Origin of the sequence: Mycobacterium sp. (assembly GCF_029961025.1) — a bacterium.
GTDB lineage: Bacteria > Actinomycetota > Actinomycetes > Mycobacteriales > Mycobacteriaceae > Mycobacterium.
Genome location: NZ_JASBVP010000001.1, coordinates 84,486 through 101,797 on the forward strand (window position 1 = coordinate 84,486; position 17,312 = coordinate 101,797).

Sequence of the window (17,312 nt, forward strand, 5' to 3'; positions counted from 1 at the left end):
ACGGTTGTCGCGGAGGCGGGGGCGGCGGGCTCGGGGGCTGCGGCCAGCCCGGGGGCGGCGGGCTCGGGGGCTGCGGCCAGCCCGGAGGCTGCGGCCAACCCGCTGGACCGGTCATGCCAGCCAGCCCGCCGCCTCGGCGGCCCAGTACGTGAGCACGATGTCCGCCCCGGCGCGGCGGATGCTGGTCAATGACTCCAGCGCGGCGGCGCGCCTGTCGATCCAGCCGTTGGCGGCCGCGGCGGAAATCATCGCGTACTCGCCCGACACCTGGTAGGCGGCCACCGGCACCGGGGACACGTCCGCCGCGGCGGCCACCACATCCAGATAACCCATCGCGGGCTTGACCATCACGATGTCGGCACCCTCACCGATATCCAGCTCAATCTCGCGGAGCGCTTCCCGGGCGTTGCCGGGATCTTGCTGGTAGGTCCTGCGGTCGCCGGACAGGCTGCAGGCCACCGCCTCGCGGAACGGACCGTAGAAGGCCGAGGCGAACTTCGCGGCATAAGCCATGATTACCACGTCGGTGTGCCCGGCAGCGTCCAGCCCGTCGCGGATGGCGCCCACCTGGCCGTCCATCATCCCGCTCGGTGAGACCACGTGGGCGCCCGATTCCGCTTGTGCCACGGCTAATTCCACATATCTTGCCAGGGTGGCGTCATTATCCACCCGGCCCCGCTCGTCGAGGACACCGCAATGCCCGTGGTCGGTGAACTCGTCTAGGCAGGTATCGGCCATCAGCACGGTGGCGTCACCGACATCCTTGGCCAGATCCCTCAACGCGACGTTGAGGATGCCGTTGGGGTCGGTACCGGCCGAACCCACCGGGTCCTTGTCACCCCGGAGCGGTACCCCGAACAGCATCAGCCCACCCACCCCGGCGGCGACGGCGGCGGTGGCGGCGGCGCGCAGTGAGTCCCGGGTGTGCTGCGCCACCCCGGGCATGGAGGCGATCGGACGCGGCTCGTCGATACCGTCGGCGACGAACAATGGCAGTACCAAATGCCTTGGCTCTAACGAGGTTTGCGCAACCAGGCGACGCATCGCCGGGGTGTGGCGCAGCCGACGGGGACGATGTCGCGGGTAGCCGTCAACACCCACCGCGGACCCCCGCTGCGCCCGGCTCCGCCGCGCTTGCGATCGCACCCACACCCCCCCAATGGCGACCCGCTGCGCCCGGCCCCGCCGCGCTTGCGATCGCACCCACACCCCACCGATGGCGACCCGCTGCGCCCGGCTCCGCCGCGCTTGCGATCGCCATTAGCGGCGGCGGCTCTTCTTGCGCGGCGGCGGTAGCGCTCCCTCGGCGCGCAGCCGCGCGGCGTGTTCGGCCAGGGCGTCGACCAGCGGCCCCACCGCGGCGACCTCGGGCTGTACGTCGACCCGCAGACCGAACTCCGCAGCGGTCTCGGCCGTCTTGGGGCCGATGCAGGCGATGATGGTGCGGGCGTGCGGCTTGCCGGCGATGCCGACCAGGTTGCGCACCGTCGAGCTGGAGGTAAAGCACACCGCGTCGAACCCTCCGGTCTTGATCATTTCCCGAATCTCCGCCGGCGGCGGGGCCGCCCGCACGGTCCGGTAGGCGGTGACGTCCTCGATTTCCCAGCCCCGTTCCCGCAACCCTTCGGCCAGCGTCTCGGTGGCGATGTCGGCGCGCGGCAGCAGCACTCGGTTCACCGGGTCGAACACGCTGTCATAGGGCGGGAATTCGTCGAGCAGACCCAGCGAGGATTGCTCCCCGGACGGCACCAGCTCCGGGCTGATCCCGAACGCGCGGACCCGATCGGCGGTGGCCTCGCCGATGCAGGCGATCTTCACCCCGGAGAACGCGCGGGCGTCCAGGCCGAAGGCGCCGAACTTCTCCCACACGGCACGCACCGCATTGGTGGAGGTGAACACCACCCACTGGTAGCGGCCGTCGACCAGGCCCTTGACCGCGCGTTCCATCTGGGCGGGACTGCGTGGCGGCTCGACGGAGATGGTCGGCACCTCGATCGGCAGGGCGCCGTAGGACGTCAGCCGCTCACTCATCTCGCCGGCTTGGTCCTTGGTCCGCGGCACCAGCACGGTCCAGCCATATAGTGCGCGGCTTTCCCACCAGTTCAGCCTGGCCCGGCCGGCCACCGTCTTGCCGATGGTCACCACCAGCGCACCGGTCAGCGGCTCGGTGCCGCCGATCGCGGCGCGCTCGGTCAACCCCTGCAGCGTGGTCTCCACCGACCGCTGCTGACACGTGGTGCCGTGCGCGGTCACCACGCACGGGGTGCTCTCCGCCAAGCCATAGTCGATCAAGGTGCGGGCCGCCTCGGTGAGATGCTCGGGGGTGGCTTGCAGGATCAGCGGACCCGGGGCGGCGGCCAACGCCGCCCAATCCACCTCACCGCGCACGTCGGCGACCGTGTGCGCCGAGCCCAACGGCAAACCCGCGTAGGTGGGGACCGCGGTGCTCGCAGCCAGGCCGGGCACGATCTCGAAGTGCAGGTGGCTGCGTGCCACGGCGTTCACTTCGCTGATGACGGCATCCACCGATAGTGGGTCACCGGCTACCAGCCGGACCACGTCGGCGCCCGAACGCGCCTCGGTCACCAACGTTTTAGCCACCTCGGCGGGCTCACCGAGAGCCGGGCGAATATCGGGACCGCCCGCGACCGAGGGCGCTTCGGTTTCGTTGGCACCCTCGGCCGCGCTTCGGGCACCGCCGCCGGAGTCGCTGCTTTCGACCCCCTCGCTGCTCGCGGGCGCCGGGGTTGCCGACGACAGTGCGGTGCCGATCAGCGCCAGCACCGGCTCGGCCACATCGGGATCGGTGAACACCAGGGAAGCACTCGCCAGCACCGTGGCGGCCCGCGTCGTCAGCAAACCCGGATCGCCCGGACCGGAACCCACGAACGTAATGCGGCCCGGCTTGGGCTTGCGGCCTCGCATGTTTGCTTGGCGAGTCATGTGCGTACTCCCAGTTTCACTTCCTCACGCGGGATCTCACCGCGCACCGGCCATGAGCTTCCGTGCCCCCAGCGCGAACAGTTCCCCGGCGACCGAGAGCCCAAGCTCTCGTGCCCGGCCCGGGGTGTCGATGCCGGACGCGCGGATCACATCGGATCCATCCAGCGCCGCCACACAGCCGTGCAGCGACAATTCCTGGAAGACTCGGCCGTCCGCATCGACGGACTCAACCACCTCGGCGATGGCACCCACCGGTGCGGAACAACCCGCCTCCAGCTCGGCAAGCAGGGCGCGTTCCGCGGTAACGGCCGCGCGGGTGCCGGCGTCGTCCAACTCCGCCAACACCGCGACCAGGTCGGTATCGCCGACGCCGCACTCGACTGCCAACGCACCCTGCGCCGGCGCGGGCAACATCTGCACCGGCTCCAAAGTTTCGGTGATCTCATCAAGGCGGCCCAACCGGGCCAGACCCGCCCGGGCCACCACGATGGCATCGACGTCACCACTGCGTACCCTGTTCAACCTGGTATCTAGGTTGCCTCGTAGGGGGCGAATTTCCAAACCGAGACCCAATGCTCTAAGCTGTGCGGCCCGCCGCGGCGATGAGGTGCCAACCACCGAGCCCGCCGGCAGCTCCGCCAGCAACAGCCCATCGCGGGCGACAACGGCATCGCGGGGGTCATCGCGCCGGGGAATCGCGGCGACCGTGAGGCGTGGGTCTGCGGCGGTGGGCAGATCCTTGTGCGAGTGCACGGCAGCGTCGACCCGGCCGTCCACGATGGCCTCCCGCAGCGCGGTGGTGAACACCCCCACCCCGAGTTCGGCGATCGGTGCCGACGAGCGGTCTCCCGCCGTGGTGATGACCACCAACTTCGCGGCATGGCCCTCGGCTCTCAGGGCGTCTCTGACGGTGGCGGCCTGGGTGGTGGCCAATCGGCTGCCCCGGGTGCCTATCCGGATCACGTCGGTCAATCGCTAGTCGATAGGTCGTCTGCTGCGGTGCGTACGAGCGGTACCGGCATCGAATTCAGTTGACACCATGGGTAATTCGCCTGCCGTAGCGACGGCGTCGACGGCGGTCTGGTCGAGTTCGAACAGTTCACGCAGCGCCTCGGCGTAGCTGTCGCCGCCGGGTGCGCTGGCCAGCTGCTTGATCCGCACGGTGGGCGCGTGCAACAGCTTGTCCACCACCCGGCGCACGGTGCGGGCGACCTCGTCGCGGTGGGCGGGATCCAGGTCCGGCAGCCGGTTGTGCAGGCGCAGCAACTCCGCTTCCACCACCTCGGCGGCCCGCTGGCGCAGCGCGGTCACCGTCGGGGTCACCTCGGCCATCCGCTGGCCGGCCAGATACGTGGCAACCTCGGTCGCGACGATACGGCGGGCCGCGTCGACGTCGGTGGCGGCCGCGCGGGCCGACGGCTCGTGTTGGATGCGGTCCATGTCGACGACCCACACCCCGGGCAATCCCGCCACCGCCGGATCCACGTCGCGCGGCATCCCCAGATCGCAGATCACCAGGGGCCGGGTCGCTTCGTCGCGGCGTGATGCGGCCAGCGCGTGGTGGACGTCGGCGAGCGACACCACCGGACGCACCGCCCCGGTGCAGCTGACCACCATGTCGACGTCGGTGAGAGCGCCGGGTAGCCGGTCGAGAGCGAGCACCTCGGCGCGCGCCCCGGACTCGCGGACCTTGCGGGCCAGCCGCTGCGCCCGGGGCAGCGACCGGTTGACGACACGGATATGGCGGACGCCGGCTCGGGTTAAATGCGCCGCTGACAGCGCGCCCATCGCCCCGGCGCCGATCACCGCCGCGGTCTTGCCGACAAGCCCGCCCAGCCGGTCATCGGCCATCCCCACCGCGACCGACACCACCGAGGCGCCGGCGGCGTCGATGGCGGTCTCGGTGTGTACCCGCTTGCCAACCGCCAGCGCCCGTTGGGCCAGTTCATGCAGCACCCGGCCGACGGTGCGGTTGGCCTCGGCGGCGGCATAAGCCCGTCGCACCTGCCCGAGCACCTGTTGCTCGCCGATCACCGCAGAGTCCAGGCCGCTGGCGACCGCGAACAGATGCTCGACGGCGGCTTCGCTGTAGCGCACGTAGGCGTAACGGGTCAGATCCGCCATCGACATGCCGGAATGCTCAGAGAGCACCTGACCGATCACCGACAGCCCGCCGTGGAACGCGTCCACCACCGCGTACACCTCCACGCGGTTACACGTCGACAGCAACATCGCCTCGGTTACCAGCGGCGACTGCAGCACCCGGTCGATGATCTTGGCCCGCTCGGATTCGTCGGTGCTCAGCCGTTCCAGAACCGCCACCGGTGCGCTGCGGTGCGACACCCCGAAGAGCAGGACACTCACGAAGGAATCACCTGGCCTGCTCCCTTGCTCGCACCAGTGGATTGACCTCCACGGTAGACGTTGACGAGGTGGGGTACCAAATTTCCGGCGGTGCCGCCGGCGCCGCCGGCATCAGTTCCGTCGGCCCGTCGAGCGTCTCAACGGGCGGCCAGGTCGGCGCGCAGCCGGGCCTCGTCGATCTCCCAATAACTGTGCTCGCGGCCGTCCAGCAAGATCACCGGCAGCCGGTCGCCGAACTGGGCCCGCAGCCCGGGATTGCCCTGCCGCGCAGCGGAGTCAACGTCGGTGACCGACAGGTCGAAGCCCAGCTCGTCGGCCAGTTCGACCAGACGGGTGTGCACCCGTGCACAGATCACGCAGCCGGCACGGGTCAACAGCTGCACCTGCGGGCGGCTCATGACACCAGTGTGGCAGCGGCCCGGAACTGCGGTCCCGGATGGCGGGGCCGAGGTGGCCGCGGCGGTCCGGTAGTTACCGTGGCCACGGGGAGCGGTAACCGACATCGGCACACCGAGAGCTCTGCCGGGGAGTCCCCTAAGCGTGTCGTCTCATCGATGACGCCGCCGAGCCGCCGAAGCGCCACGAGACATGTTGTGCTGCAGGTGCTTTAACCGTTCCACTCGGGTAATATCGTCGACACTCCGTGCCCCCGGCATGACGGCGGCGTCGCCCGATTCGAGGCGGATCGCCGACGGGAGCCCCGAGCTTCGCTGTCGGCCGCCGCTGCGGTCGGTGGCCACGCCGCCCCGGTTGCCACCATGCCGGATAGTGTTGAACTGGCAGGCGAACTCCTCTTCGCGGGCGCACAGACTAGGAGGTCCGTGATGACTTCCACCGACCCGGGCAGCACGGCCGCCGGCGGCATCCGGCCCGCCGGCCCGGGCAGCGCAGACGCCGTCCGCGTCGACCTCGAGGCCCTGGCCGCAAACGCCAGCGCCGACCGGGCACTCGATGATCTGCGCACCGAGGACACGCAGCCGCCGGTCGACCTCACCGCCGCAGCATTTTTCGATGTGGACAACACGTTGGTGCAGGGCTCGTCGCTGCTGCATTTCGGCCGAGGCCTGGCCGCCCGCAAGTACTTCACCTATCGCGACGTCCTCCGGTTCGTCTATGCCCAGGCCAAGTTTCAGTTACTCGGGGAGAATCCCGACGACGTCGCCGCCGGACGAAGCAAGGCGCTGGCATTCATCGAAGGCCGGTCCACCGCCGAGCTGACGGCCCTCGGCGAGGAGATCTATGACGAAATCATCGCCGATAAAATCTTCGCCGGCACCCGCGAACTCGCCCAGATGCACCTCGACGCCGGCCAGCAGGTATGGCTGGTCACCGCCACGCCCTACGAGTTGGCGGTGACCATCGCTCGCCGACTCGGTCTGACCGGGGCGCTGGGAACCGTCGCCGAATCGGTCGACGGGGTGTTTACCGGCAGGCTGGTCGGCGAAATCCTGCACGGCAGCGCCAAAGCCCACGCGGTGCGCTCACTGGCGATCCGGGAGGGGCTCAACCTCAAACGCTGCACCGCCTACTCCGACAGCTACAACGACGTGCCGCTGTTGTCGATCGTAGGGACCGCGGTCGCGATAAACCCCGATGCGCGCCTGCGTGGCGTAGCCCGCGAGCGCGGTTGGGAGATCCGCGATTTCCGGACCGCCCGTAGAGCCGCGCGGATCGGGGTGCCGTCGGCGCTGGCGCTGGGCGCCGCCGGCGGAGCGCTGGCCGCCGCCGTGTCGCGTCGCCACGAGCGCGGGTAACGCGCGAGGGGCGCACCGACCGCGACAACCCGTGTCGCGTCGCCACGAGCGCGGGTAACGCGCGAGGGGCGCACCGACCGCGACCAACCCGTGTCGCGTCGCCACGAGCGCGGGTAACGCGCGAGGGGCGCACCGACCGCGTGCGCCTTTCCCTCGCGCCGGCGATCACGCTGATAAGCTGCCCAGCTAGCTAAGCCCCCCAAGCGAGCGGAGACCACCGGCATGACAGTTCCCGTCGAAGCCCAAGACCTCATCGGAAAGCATTACCGGTTCCCTGACCACTTCGACGTCGGGCGTGAAAAGATCCGCGAATTCGCGCGGGCGGTCAAAAACGAGCACCCGGCGCACTACGACGAGGCGGCCGCCGCCGAGGTGGGCTACCCGGCGTTGGTGGCGCCGCTAACGTTCCTCGCCATCGCGGGGCGGCGCGTGCAACTGGAGCTGTTCACCAAATTCGACATCCCGATCAACATCGCCCGGGTATTCCACCGCGACCAAAAGTTCACCTACCATCGGCCGATTCTGGCGCACGACCGGCTGTTCTTCGACGCCTACCTGGACTCGGTCATCGAATCCCACGGCACGGTCATCACCGAGATCCGCAGCGAGGTCACCGACGCCGACGGCAATCCGGTGGTGACCAGCATCGTCACCATGCTGGGGGAGGCCAGACACCAGGAAGCCGACGCCGCGGCCACGGCGGCCGCGATTGCGTCGATCCGCAGCGGAGCTTAGCCTCAGCTGCGATCAGGCGATCAGACAGGGGGTTGCACAGGGGTGAAGCGCGCCGACCTCACACCACACTTCGACGACGTTCAGTCGCACTATGACCTCTCCGACGATTTCTACCGGCTTTTTCTGGATCCGACCTGGACCTATAGCTGCGCGTACTTCGAGCGCGACGACATGACACTGGAGGAAGCGCAGCTGGCCAAGATCGACCTGTCGCTGGGCAAGCTCGGGCTTCGGCCGGGGATGACACTGCTTGACATCGGCTGCGGCTGGGGCGCCACCCTGAAACGCGCGGTCGAACGCTACGACGTCAACGTGATCGGGCTGACGCTGAGCAAGAACCAGCAGGTCCACGTCGAGCAGATGTTCGCCACGCTGGACAGCCCACGCGCGATGGAGGTGCGGCTGGCCGGTTGGGAGCAATTCCACGAGCCGGTGGACCGGATCGTGTCGATCGGTGCGTTCGAGCACTTCGGCGCCGATCGCTACGACGCCTTTTTCCGCATGGCCTACGAGGTGCTGCCGGCCGACGGGGTCATGCTGCTGCACACCATTGTCAGGGTCAGCGACGAGGATGCCCGCAAGCGCCAGCTCAAGCTCACCATGACGCTGCTGCGGTTCATCAAATTCATCATGGAGGAGATCTTTCCCGGCGGCTATCTGCCGAGGGCGGCCGAGGTCGAAGAGCATGCGGGCAGAGCCGGGTTCGAGCTCACCCGCGTGCAACCGTTGCGGTTGCACTACGCGCGGACGCTGGACACCTGGGCGGCGGCGCTGGCAGCCCACAGGGACGAGGCCATAGCGGTCCAGTCCGAAGAGGTCTACGAGCGCTACCTGAAGTACCTCACGGGTTGCGCCGAGCTGTTCCGTTCCGGCTACACCGACGTCTGCCAATTCACCTTGGTCAAGCGGACCTGACGGCGAGACGGTGCCGTCGGGGACTGCCCGGCGCGTGTTCAGCCCTTCGGGCGCCCGATGTCCACGCGGTAGCCGGCGATGTCGCGGAAGTCGCCGATGACGCTGCCGGCAGCTCAGCCGAAAAAGATGTTGCGCCGCCCCGCCAGTGACCGGTAGAGCATCTGCTGGATCGTCTCGCGGACCTGATCGGTCAGGTCGAAGGTGACCATGGGATCGTCGGCGTCGCCGGACTGATAACCCGCGGTGGCGATCGGCTCGCCGAATGCGATATGCCATTTCGACGGCAACGGCACCAGCCCGGCGGGGCCGGCCAGCGGAAATAGCGGCGTGACCGGGAAGTAGGGCACATTGAGCAGCCGCGCCAGCAATTTCACGTCGGCGAGCATCGGGTAGATCTCCTCGGATCCGACGATGGAGCACGGCACAATCGGCGCTTTGGTGCGCAGCGCCGCCGACACGAACCCACCGCGGCCGAACCGCTGCAATCGGTAGCGGTCCTTGAAGTTTTTGCCCAGGCCCTTGTATCCCTCCGGGAACACCGCGGTGAGTTCGCCGGCGCTCAGCAGCCGGTGCGCATCGGTGACGCACGCCATGGTGCAGCCGGTCTTGCGGGCCGCCGTGCCGATCACGGGCAACCCGAACACCATATCGGCGCCCAGCAGGCGCAGGTCGCGATGCGCCGGGTGCTTGTCGTGCACCGCGATCGAGGCCATCAACCCGTCGAACGGCAACACCCCGGCGTGGTTGGCCACCACCAGCGCGGCGCCGATGCTCGGCACATTCTCGATACCGCTGACCTCGACCCGAAACCAGGACTTGAAAAAGAACCTCAGCAAGGGCCGTGCGATCGCGTTGGTGAAGTGTGGGTCGAACCCGAATTCGTCGACGCTGTAGTCGCCGGTCAGCCGCTGCCGGAGGAACTCGGCAACCGCGGCGACTCGCTGAGCCAGGTTGTTGAGCGGTACGTCCGTTCCCGGCGCGCCGCGGCGCTGATCGATGTCGCGCACCATGGAGGCGATCCGCTCCGCCGATTCCCGGGCACCGGGATCGGAGAGCGTCGAGGGATGCCGTCGCGAGGCGTCGGTCCGTTGGCCGGCCCGCCGCTGCGCCGTAGTGCGGCCCGTAGTGGTCCGTAGCGGAATGACTTTGGCCCTGGTTTCACCCGCCACGATGGTTACCTAACCCTCACCCCTGGAATTGGTTTTCGGCTACCCCAGCGCTGCGCTACCGCCACCGCCTTACCTTCCAAGGATCGTACCCACTGCGGGTCGATAACGGGAGTCAAACCTCGGCCCCGGAGGTAATCGTCGAACGCCTCAGCAGTCGTCCACTTGGGATGGTACTCGAGTTCGACTCGCATCCTGGTGGTATCCATCACCCGGCCATAGCTAAGGTAGTCGAGTTGTTCGCGGGTGATCTCCGGATAGCGATTGGCCCGCCGCAATGAATCGAGGACCCAAAAAGCAAACCCGGGAACCGGGAGCGGGATCCGACCGGCTCGCCGGATCGCTTGCGACAGCATGATGATCCCGTCGGCACCGATGTTAAACGTGCCGCGCTTGCCGGCCATCACCGCGCGTTCCAGCGCCCCCAGCGCGTCCTGCTCGTGGAGCAGCTGCAACCGGGCGTCGCGGCCGACGACCGTTGGAACCAGTGGGCCGGCCAGATACCGGGAGAGCGTGGTGTCCATCGCCGGTCCGATCATGTTGGCCAGCCGCAGGATCGTCACCGCGATATCCGGCCGGCGTCGGCCCAGCCCGCGAGCGTAACCCTCGATGTCGAGGCTGTCCTTGGGAAAACCCTCGCGGAATGGTCGCCGACTGGTACTGTCCTCGGTGAACACCACCGGGTCGTAGGCGCTCGATCCGTACACCTCCGAGGTGGACTTCAGCACCACCCGACGCACCGAGGGCGCCTTTTGGCAGGCCGCGAACAGTTGCATCGCGCCCATGACGTTGAGTTCCTTCAACGCCGCGCCGCTGCCGGACCGCGGCGCGTACGATGCTGCGGCGGCATGCACCACGGTGTCGACGTTATTGTTACGGATCACCTTGAGAATAAAGGGATTACGAATGTCGGCGCGGACGAACTCGGCACGTCCCATCCGACGCATCATGTCCTTGCTGGGCGCGACGGCATCCACCGCGATCACCCGGTTCACCAGCGCGTTCTGCGCCAGCCGGGCGGTCAGGTAGCCGCCCAGAAACCGACATGCGCCGGTGACCAGCACAACTTTGGGGTAGTGCACGGTGTCGCTGACTGTGGTCCGGCTGCCGGTCTCATCACCCGAGGAAGCCACGCCGTTAGCCTATCGGCGCGAGAAAACAGCCTCGTTACCGCCGCGTAACGGCCCGACGCGCATGGAGTTTATTTACCGAGCTTTCGGCGCTGCACCCGGGTGCGGCGCAACAGTTTGCGGTGCTTTTTCTTCGACATGCGCTTACGTCGCTTCTTGATGACAGAACCCATGAACTCCGCTATCTGATCTGTGGCCAGCTTTTGGAAATGCCCCGGTCACTTTACCCGGCCGCCCGCAGGGGACACCAAAACCACCCGGCGACAAGGCATCGCACGGCTGACTCGCGAGATGACACGCAGCCCGAAACCCGGTGGCTGACACCGCCATGAGCGGCCACCCGCGTCTGATCGCCCCGACTGTCCGCAGACCGCGCTTTGGGACTGCGTGGTCGCCGGTTGGTTAACCCGCGTCGAAGTAGGAGGTCTCCAACATGTCGTGCACGGCTTTGGCGTGCACTCGGAAGGACCGCCCAACCCGTACCGCCGGCAACTCCCCGCTGTGCACCAACCGGTAGACCGTCATCTTGGAGACCCTCATCAGCGCCGCCACCTCGGCCACGGTGAGGAATTGAGTCCTGGCCGGCTGGCCTTCGGAAGAACCGGTGTCTCGCGCGGGTTTACCGCCAGCCGAATCGCGTGCCGATGGCCCGTTCATTGACGTCATCGCAACCCATTCCAGTCGGGCACGCTCATCCCAGCGACTTCCCCTTCGCTGGGATCAACGCGCGCGTACAACGAGGAGAATAGCGGGACTACTGGGGTTATTGCGACGGGTGGGGGATATTCAATGGAAATTTTGTAAATTACTCTTATGTAATTCGTAGCTGTTCAGCGCGATTTTTTGCGGCCTGGACAGCGGCGTCGATCGCCGAGCGAAAGCCGGCACGTTCGAGTTCGCGAAGCGCGGCCACGGTGGTACCCGCCGGCGAGCTAACGGTCGCGCGCAGTTGAGCAGCGCTGGTGTCAACCTGCCCACTCGGCGGGGTGTCCCCGCTCGAGTGGCGCTCGTGCTCGATTCGCTCGGTCAACATCGCGGCCGATCCGGACAGGGTCCGCACCACCAGTTCGGTGGCCACCTGGCGACTCAGACCCACCCCGACAGCGGCGTCCACCAGGGCCTCGACCATCAGGAAGAAATACGCTGGACCCGACCCGGAGACCGCTGTCACCGCGTCCAGTTGCGCTTCGGCGACAACAAGCACCCCGCCGACCGCTTCGAACAGCGCCGAGACCTCTTTGAGCTGCTCAGGAGTGGCGAAACGGCCCTTCGCCAGGGCGCTAATCCCCGCGCCGACCAGTGCCGGCGCGTTGGGCATCGCCCGCACGACGGGGGTGCCGGCCGGCAACTTGGCTTCCAGGTAGGCGGTGGTGACACCGGCGGCAACGGTGACGAACACCCGCTCGTTTTCGGCGCGCGCAGCCGCTCGGGCGATCTCCCCGATCACCGACTCGATGTCGGCGGGCTTGACCGCCACGATGACGAACGCCGCGTTGGCCACCGCGTCGCTCACCGGGACCACCGTCACCGAGTAGGTCTGCGCCAGGTATCTGGCGCGATCAGCCAGCCGTTCGGCCACCATCAGGTCGTTGACCGGCCTTCCCGACCGCAGCAGCCCCGACAGCAAGGCCTCGCCCATGCTGCCGCCGCCGATGATCGCGATTCTGGCCATGCCGGACAGCATGACAGACCGCTCCCGGGCGATCGCAAGCGCGGCGCAGCCGCGCGCAGCGGGTCGCCCGTCACCCCCACCGAGCGCATCAGATGCTTGCGGGCGAACTGCAAGGATTCGGCCAGCATGGCCTCACGTTCCCGGGCCGAACGCGCCCCGGAGGTGCTCACCTCCAGGATGACGTGGCCGGTGAAGCTGCCGGCGGCCAGCATCTGGCACACCTCGACGGCGGGCTGGGTGCCTCGCCCCGGCACCAGGTGCTCGTCTACCGGCAACCCGCTGCCGTCACAGAGGTGCAGGTGCACCAGCCCGGAACCCATCCGTCGCGCCATCTCCAGCGCGTCAACTCCCGCGGTGGCGGTGTGTGACAAGTCCAGCGTGTAGTGCGCATGGTTGCCGTCGAGCGGATCGTAGGACGGCGTGAACGCCGAAATCGCCGGACCCGGCCCGCCGCCGCGCTTGCGCATCCGTTCCCGGGACTGGTCGGCCCGGAAAAACCGATCCGCCCGGAACGGGAACATGTTCTCCACGGCCACCATCACCTCACTGGAGGCCTCCAGGGCGGCAACCTGCTCGCTGAATCCTTCGGCGTAGCGCCGTTGCCACCGAAACGGTGGATGGACCACAACCGTCTGGGCCCCGAGCTGTTCGGCCGCCCGCACACTGCGTTCCAGCTTGGGGATCGGGTTGGAGCCCCACACTCGCTGCGAGATCAGCAGGCACGGCGCATGCACCGACAGCACCGGGACGAGGTAACGCTGCGACAGCGTCTCGACGGCGTCGATGTCCTGGCTGGCCGACTCGCCCCACACCATCAGCTCCACCCCGTCGTAACCGAGCCTGGCCGCATACTCGAAGGCGGCCTCGGCCCGCAGCGGATAGACCGATGCGGTGGACAGGCCGACGTTGATGGCAGGACGCACTACGCTCCTGGGGCGCCTAGGCCGATTGCAGCAGCGCCAACGGGCCGAGCGTGACCAGCGCCCCCACCGCAACCGCGATCAACGTGCTGACGATGTCCTCGGTTTTGCGCACCACCCGTACCGCCACCACCAGGCCGAGGATGACGACAACCGAAAGCACCAGTGCCACAATGTTGTTCCAGCGCCAGAGCTGATCGAACGCGACGAACAACCCGGCCCCGAGCATCACCGCGAGGACCGACTGCAGCACAACCAGCCCGCCGTGCAGCAGCGTCTGGGTCCGGCTCGGCCACGCATCGCCGTTGTCATCGGGACCGGTCGCATCCACCCCGACATCGACGTCGTCGAGGTCCGCACCGACCGCCGACTCAGCACCGTGCGGATCACCGGTCATGGCTTTACCGCCGACCAGCCGACCCGCCGGTGCATCCAGGTAGGAGCGCACGTAGGCCGAATCCTCGGTCGCCGGTTGCGCTTCGCGCACCTCGGTATCCATCACGTCGACCGGGATGTCGGCGTAATCCACCAACGGGTCGGGGCTCATCTCCTCGGCACCGGACTGCTGGGCCCCGTCACCGATGCGCTCGACCCCGGTAGCCCCCGCCCGCGGAAACCGGCCAGACCGCGGGGGTTCGGCGGAACTCGGTGGCGGGGATTCGGGCCAACGCGGCTCGGGTTCGGACCAATACCCGGTCTGAGACCGCTCGGCAGGAACCTCTTCGGCGACCGGATCGAGCGGCTCTTCGGATCCCGGAAGAGCGGACACCGGTTCGCCGTGCCGGACACCGCCGTTCGAGCGGCGGGAATGCGTGGCCTGATGGCTGCTCTTGGCGTGCGGATCGTCGTCACTGACGACGGGTATTTCGCCGGTCAGTTCGGCGACCGTCACCGCATCGGCGTTGCCTCGGCGGCGCCGGCGTCGACCGCTGATCGGCGGGGAGCCGATCATGTCGTTCTTGGCCAGCAATTCGGCCACCGATATCGGCCGAGTGTTCTGGTTCTGGGAATCGTTTTGGGAATCGAAGTGTGGTCCAGTCATCCTGTGTCGCCTCTCGATCGGTCGACCGCGATCCGATCAACGGGGTGGCCGCCGGGATCGCGCACGGAGGCCCCGACAAGCGCGGTGCCGTCGGCTTCGCTGTCGAGTTTGCGCAAAATCAGCCCTTCCCGCAGCGCCCACGGGCAAATGTCCACCGTTGCTATCGACAGCGCTCGCATGCTTGCCTCCGCCACCAACGCTCCCGCCACAATCTGCGGCGCCCGCTCGGCACTCACCCCTTCTAGCTCTGCACGGTCAGCCGTCGTCATCCTAGAGATAAACGCTATGAGCTGCCGCAAGCCGCTGGCGGTCAGTGTCCGCTTCGCCCGTGGACCGGCCGCGGACGGCGCCGCACCCGTCAGACGCGCCAGCGAACGAAACGTCTTCGAGGTCGCCACCGCGAGGTCGGGGGTGCCGGCTTTCAGCACGCTCGCGCAGGCGTCGGCCAGCTCGGTGTCCAGCCAGTCACGCAGCATCGCCACCCGGCGCCGACCGGGCGGGTCGTCGGGCAGCCATTCGCGGGTCAGCCGTCCGGCGCCCAGCGGCAGCGACAGCGCCACGTCGGGTTCCTCATCGACACCGCTGGACAACTCCAGCGAGCCGCCGCCGATGTCGATGTTGACGATCCGCCCGGCACTCCACCCGTACCACCGGCGCACCGCGAGAAAGGTCAACCGCGACTCGTCCACGCCGCGGAGCACTTGTAGGTCAACACCGGTCTCGGCGCGCACCCGCGCCAACACGGCCTCGGCGTTCTTGGCCTCGCGGACCGCCGAGGTGGCGAAGGCCATCAACTCCGCGCACCCCGAGCTGATGGCGATTTTGGCGAACTCGTCGATCGTCGAGATCATTTTGTCCGCACCACGGCGGGAGATCTTGCCGGAGCCGTCGATGGCCTCGGCCAGCCGCAAGGTGGCCTTGGTCGAGCTCATCGGCATCGGATGCCCACCCCGGTGGGCGTCGACCACCAGCAGATGGATGGTGTTGCTGCCCACGTCGAGCACGCCTAATCGCACGGAACACCAGCTTACGTGGCCCGGACCCGATCGCCGGAATCTCGTCTACGGTAGGGACTTGTGGCGATACCGCAGCCGGGGCCTCGACAAGAGGCCCAAGAGGTGGAATTGGATTTCCCCCGGGAATGGGTAGAGTTCTACGACCCGGATAATCCCGAACACCTGATCGCGGCCGACCTCACGTGGCTACTGTCGCGCTGGACGTGTGTGTTCGGTACCCCCGCCTGCCGGGGTACCGTGGCCGGCCGAGAGCATGACGGCTGTTGTTCGCACGGTGCGTTTTTGTCCGACGACGACGACCGCGGCCGACTGGCGGACTCGGTGTCCAAACTGACCGACGACGACTGGCAGTACCGAGACAAAGGATTGGGCCGCAAGGGCTATCTGGAACGCGACGAGCACGACGGCGAACAACAGTGGCGGACCCGAAAATACAAGGGGGCGTGTATCTTTCTGAACCGGCCGGGGTTTAGGACCGGTCCGGGCTGCGCATTGCACATCGCGGCGCTTCGGCTCGGTGTGCACCCGCTGACCATGAAACCCGATGTCTGCTGGCAGTTGCCGATCCGGCGCAGTCAAGAATGGGTGACCCGCCCCGACGGCAGCGAGATCCTCAAAACCACCATCACCGAATACGACCGTCGCGGCTGGGGCGCGGGCGGTGCCGACCTGCACTGGTATTGCACCGGTGATCCGGCCGTGCACGTCGGCGCCCGGCAGGTGTGGGAGAGCCTGGCCGCAGAGCTCACTGAACTGATAGGCGAGAAGGCCTACGCCGAACTGGCGGCAATGTGCAAGCGGCGCAGTGAATTAGGACTCATCGCCGTGCATCCGGCAACCCGGGCGGCGGGGTACCGTCGCCCGGGCGTCGGGTCGCGGTAAGCACCTCAATCAGCGCTTGCGTAGGCCTCGACCATCCGCAGCGCACTGGCACGCAGGTACGCCTCGACTGCTGCGCCGGCCGCCACGGCCTCGTGCGCCGCCACCGCATCGCTGATCGCCCGCAACTCGGCCACCACCGCGCGGGCATCACCGTAGGCCGCGGTGAGCGCGTGCTCCCTGCCGCCGAAGGCCTGCTCGACCCAGCGGTACAGCAACCCCAGCGCGCGATTGCGGGTGGCGTGAATGAGTACCCGAAAAAACGCGAGGTCGGCCGCCTGCCGGACCGCCGACGTGTCGGCGGCCTCGACGGCCTGCAACGCCTCCCGCAAGGCGTCGGTGTCACCTGGCGTGGCGCGTTCGGCGGCCAGCCGCCCGACAAGCGGGCCCAAGGCCGTTCGGATTTCCAGCAGTTCGACCAGAAAGTCGGCGCCCAGTTTGCGCACCAGCGCCTCGATGACCTTGGGATGGGTAAGGTCCTGGGGATCGCGCACCACGGTGCCGCTGCCGTGGCGGGCCTCGATCAGGCCCATGTGCTGCAGCCGGGCCAGGCCCTGGCGCAGTGAGGTGCGGTTGACGCCGAGCTCTTCGGCCAGCTGCCGCTCGGGCGGCAGCGTCGAACCCGGCGGGAAAACGCCGTCGAGGATGGCGTCGGCGATCGACGCCGCGATCTGCTCATCCAGGCGCCGGCGCTCGGGCGGACGAATCGGTCTTGACTGGCTCATTGGCTCAACCAATATAGTGGACACGCGTCGTGGGCATCGTGTCGATCGGCA

The 17,312-nt window shown here is 68.0% G+C and carries 17 protein-coding genes and 1 pseudogene; 4 read left to right on the forward strand and 14 right to left on the reverse strand.

Annotation, left to right across the window (positions count from 1 at the left end; translation table 11 throughout):
- Positions 1-111 precede the first annotated feature (111 nt).
- The 5 genes from hemB to QJR12_RS00505 all read right to left on the reverse strand — a co-directional run bounded on the left by hemB (position 112) and on the right by QJR12_RS00505 (position 5,705).
- Positions 112-1,101, reverse strand: a complete 990-nt coding sequence (hemB, locus tag QJR12_RS00485) for a porphobilinogen synthase (protein WP_300575023.1) — start codon at positions 1,099-1,101, stop codon at positions 112-114.
- Between the two features lie 159 nt (positions 1,102-1,260).
- Entirely contained in the window at positions 1,261-2,925 is a 1,665-nt protein-coding gene (locus QJR12_RS00490; RefSeq protein WP_300575158.1) for a bifunctional uroporphyrinogen-III C-methyltransferase/uroporphyrinogen-III synthase, read from the reverse strand.
- 54 nt (positions 2,926-2,979) lie between these two features.
- Positions 2,980-3,906 carry a hydroxymethylbilane synthase gene (hemC, locus tag QJR12_RS00495; RefSeq protein ID WP_300575160.1) on the reverse strand — a complete coding sequence of 309 codons (927 nt, stop codon included), beginning with the start codon at positions 3,904-3,906 and terminating at the stop codon, positions 2,980-2,982.
- Between the two features lie 12 nt (positions 3,907-3,918).
- Entirely contained in the window at positions 3,919-5,307 is a 1,389-nt protein-coding gene (locus QJR12_RS00500) for a glutamyl-tRNA reductase (RefSeq protein ID WP_300575025.1), read from the reverse strand.
- A gap of 137 nt (positions 5,308-5,444) precedes the next feature.
- Positions 5,445-5,705, reverse strand: a complete 261-nt coding sequence (locus tag QJR12_RS00505; protein WP_300575027.1) for a glutaredoxin family protein — start codon at positions 5,703-5,705, stop codon at positions 5,445-5,447.
- Positions 5,706-6,131: 426 nt separating this feature from the next.
- On the opposite strand from QJR12_RS00505, the gene QJR12_RS00510 reads away from it, so the two are divergent.
- The 3 genes from QJR12_RS00510 (at position 6,132) to QJR12_RS00520 (ending at position 8,711) form a co-directional block, all read left to right on the forward strand.
- A complete protein-coding gene (locus QJR12_RS00510; protein WP_300575029.1) occupies positions 6,132-7,061 on the forward strand; it encodes an HAD-IB family hydrolase in 930 nt (309 codons plus the stop codon).
- 222 nt (positions 7,062-7,283) lie between these two features.
- On the forward strand, positions 7,284-7,796 hold the full coding sequence (locus QJR12_RS00515) for a MaoC family dehydratase N-terminal domain-containing protein (protein ID WP_300575031.1): 513 nt from the start codon (positions 7,284-7,286) through the stop codon (positions 7,794-7,796).
- A gap of 42 nt (positions 7,797-7,838) precedes the next feature.
- On the forward strand, positions 7,839-8,711 hold the full coding sequence (locus QJR12_RS00520; RefSeq protein ID WP_300575033.1) for a cyclopropane mycolic acid synthase family methyltransferase: 873 nt from the start codon (positions 7,839-7,841) through the stop codon (positions 8,709-8,711).
- Positions 8,712-8,824: 113 nt separating this feature from the next.
- On the opposite strand, the gene QJR12_RS00525 is transcribed toward QJR12_RS00520, so the two are convergent.
- The 8 genes and pseudogenes from QJR12_RS00525 to QJR12_RS00560 form a co-directional block, all read right to left on the reverse strand.
- Positions 8,825-9,880: a lysophospholipid acyltransferase family protein gene (locus QJR12_RS00525; protein WP_300575035.1), complete on the reverse strand. Its 1,056-nt coding sequence runs from the start codon at positions 9,878-9,880 to the stop codon at positions 8,825-8,827.
- A gap of 5 nt (positions 9,881-9,885) precedes the next feature.
- On the reverse strand, positions 9,886-11,010 hold the full coding sequence (locus QJR12_RS00530; RefSeq protein ID WP_300575037.1) for an SDR family oxidoreductase: 1,125 nt from the start codon (positions 11,008-11,010) through the stop codon (positions 9,886-9,888).
- Positions 11,011-11,078: 68 nt separating this feature from the next.
- Positions 11,079-11,180: an AURKAIP1/COX24 domain-containing protein gene (locus QJR12_RS00535; protein ID WP_003402602.1), complete on the reverse strand. Its 102-nt coding sequence runs from the start codon at positions 11,178-11,180 to the stop codon at positions 11,079-11,081.
- A 229-nt stretch (positions 11,181-11,409) separates the two neighbouring features.
- Positions 11,410-11,673 (reverse strand): helix-turn-helix domain-containing protein, encoded by a 264-nt coding sequence (locus QJR12_RS00540; RefSeq protein ID WP_300575042.1) that lies wholly within the window; start codon positions 11,671-11,673, stop codon positions 11,410-11,412.
- Positions 11,674-11,818: 145 nt separating this feature from the next.
- Positions 11,819-12,679 (reverse strand): pyrroline-5-carboxylate reductase, encoded by an 861-nt coding sequence (gene proC / locus QJR12_RS00545; RefSeq protein ID WP_300575044.1) that lies wholly within the window; start codon positions 12,677-12,679, stop codon positions 11,819-11,821.
- An 83-nt stretch (positions 12,680-12,762) separates the two neighbouring features.
- A pseudogene (locus QJR12_RS00550) lies at positions 12,763-13,602 on the reverse strand (sugar phosphate isomerase/epimerase); the annotation flags it as partial.
- Between the two features lie 16 nt (positions 13,603-13,618).
- Positions 13,619-14,641, reverse strand: coding sequence for a hypothetical protein (locus QJR12_RS00555; protein ID WP_300575046.1), 1,023 nt, complete (start codon positions 14,639-14,641; stop codon positions 13,619-13,621).
- Positions 14,638-15,657, reverse strand: coding sequence for a Ppx/GppA phosphatase family protein (locus tag QJR12_RS00560; RefSeq protein WP_300575048.1), 1,020 nt, complete (start codon positions 15,655-15,657; stop codon positions 14,638-14,640). The genes QJR12_RS00555 and QJR12_RS00560 overlap by 4 nt, the downstream gene beginning before the upstream one ends.
- Before the next feature lie 60 nt (positions 15,658-15,717).
- On the opposite strand from QJR12_RS00560, the gene QJR12_RS00565 reads away from it, so the two are divergent.
- A complete protein-coding gene (locus QJR12_RS00565) occupies positions 15,718-16,539 on the forward strand; it encodes a hypothetical protein (protein WP_300575050.1) in 822 nt (273 codons plus the stop codon).
- A gap of 5 nt (positions 16,540-16,544) precedes the next feature.
- Here the strand turns inward: QJR12_RS00565 and QJR12_RS00570 are convergent, their stop codons facing one another.
- Positions 16,545-17,261 carry a GntR family transcriptional regulator gene (locus tag QJR12_RS00570; protein WP_300575052.1) on the reverse strand — a complete coding sequence of 239 codons (717 nt, stop codon included), beginning with the start codon at positions 17,259-17,261 and terminating at the stop codon, positions 16,545-16,547.
- Positions 17,262-17,312: the final 51 nt, after the last annotated feature.

What these genes read in the sequence shown, in the direction of transcription:
- QJR12_RS00505 (WP_300575027.1), bottom strand. Translation starts at nt 5,705, where the DNA reads ATGAGCCGCCCGCAGGTGCAGCTGTTGACCCGTGCCGGCTGCGTGATC.
- QJR12_RS00515 (WP_300575031.1), top strand. Translation starts at nt 7,284, where the DNA reads ATGACAGTTCCCGTCGAAGCCCAAGACCTCATCGGAAAGCATTACCGG.
- QJR12_RS00490 (WP_300575158.1), bottom strand. Translation starts at nt 2,925, where the DNA reads ATGCGAGGCCGCAAGCCCAAGCCGGGCCGCATTACGTTCGTGGGTTCC.
- QJR12_RS00570 (WP_300575052.1), bottom strand. Translation starts at nt 17,261, where the DNA reads ATGAGCCAGTCAAGACCGATTCGTCCGCCCGAGCGCCGGCGCCTGGAT.
- QJR12_RS00540 (WP_300575042.1), bottom strand. Translation starts at nt 11,673, where the DNA reads ATGACGTCAATGAACGGGCCATCGGCACGCGATTCGGCTGGCGGTAAA.
- proC (WP_300575044.1), bottom strand. Translation starts at nt 12,679, where the DNA reads ATGGCCAGAATCGCGATCATCGGCGGCGGCAGCATGGGCGAGGCCTTG.
- QJR12_RS00555 (WP_300575046.1), bottom strand. Translation starts at nt 14,641, where the DNA reads ATGACTGGACCACACTTCGATTCCCAAAACGATTCCCAGAACCAGAAC.
- QJR12_RS00535 (WP_003402602.1), bottom strand. Translation starts at nt 11,180, where the DNA reads ATGGGTTCTGTCATCAAGAAGCGACGTAAGCGCATGTCGAAGAAAAAG.
- QJR12_RS00510 (WP_300575029.1), top strand. Translation starts at nt 6,132, where the DNA reads ATGACTTCCACCGACCCGGGCAGCACGGCCGCCGGCGGCATCCGGCCC.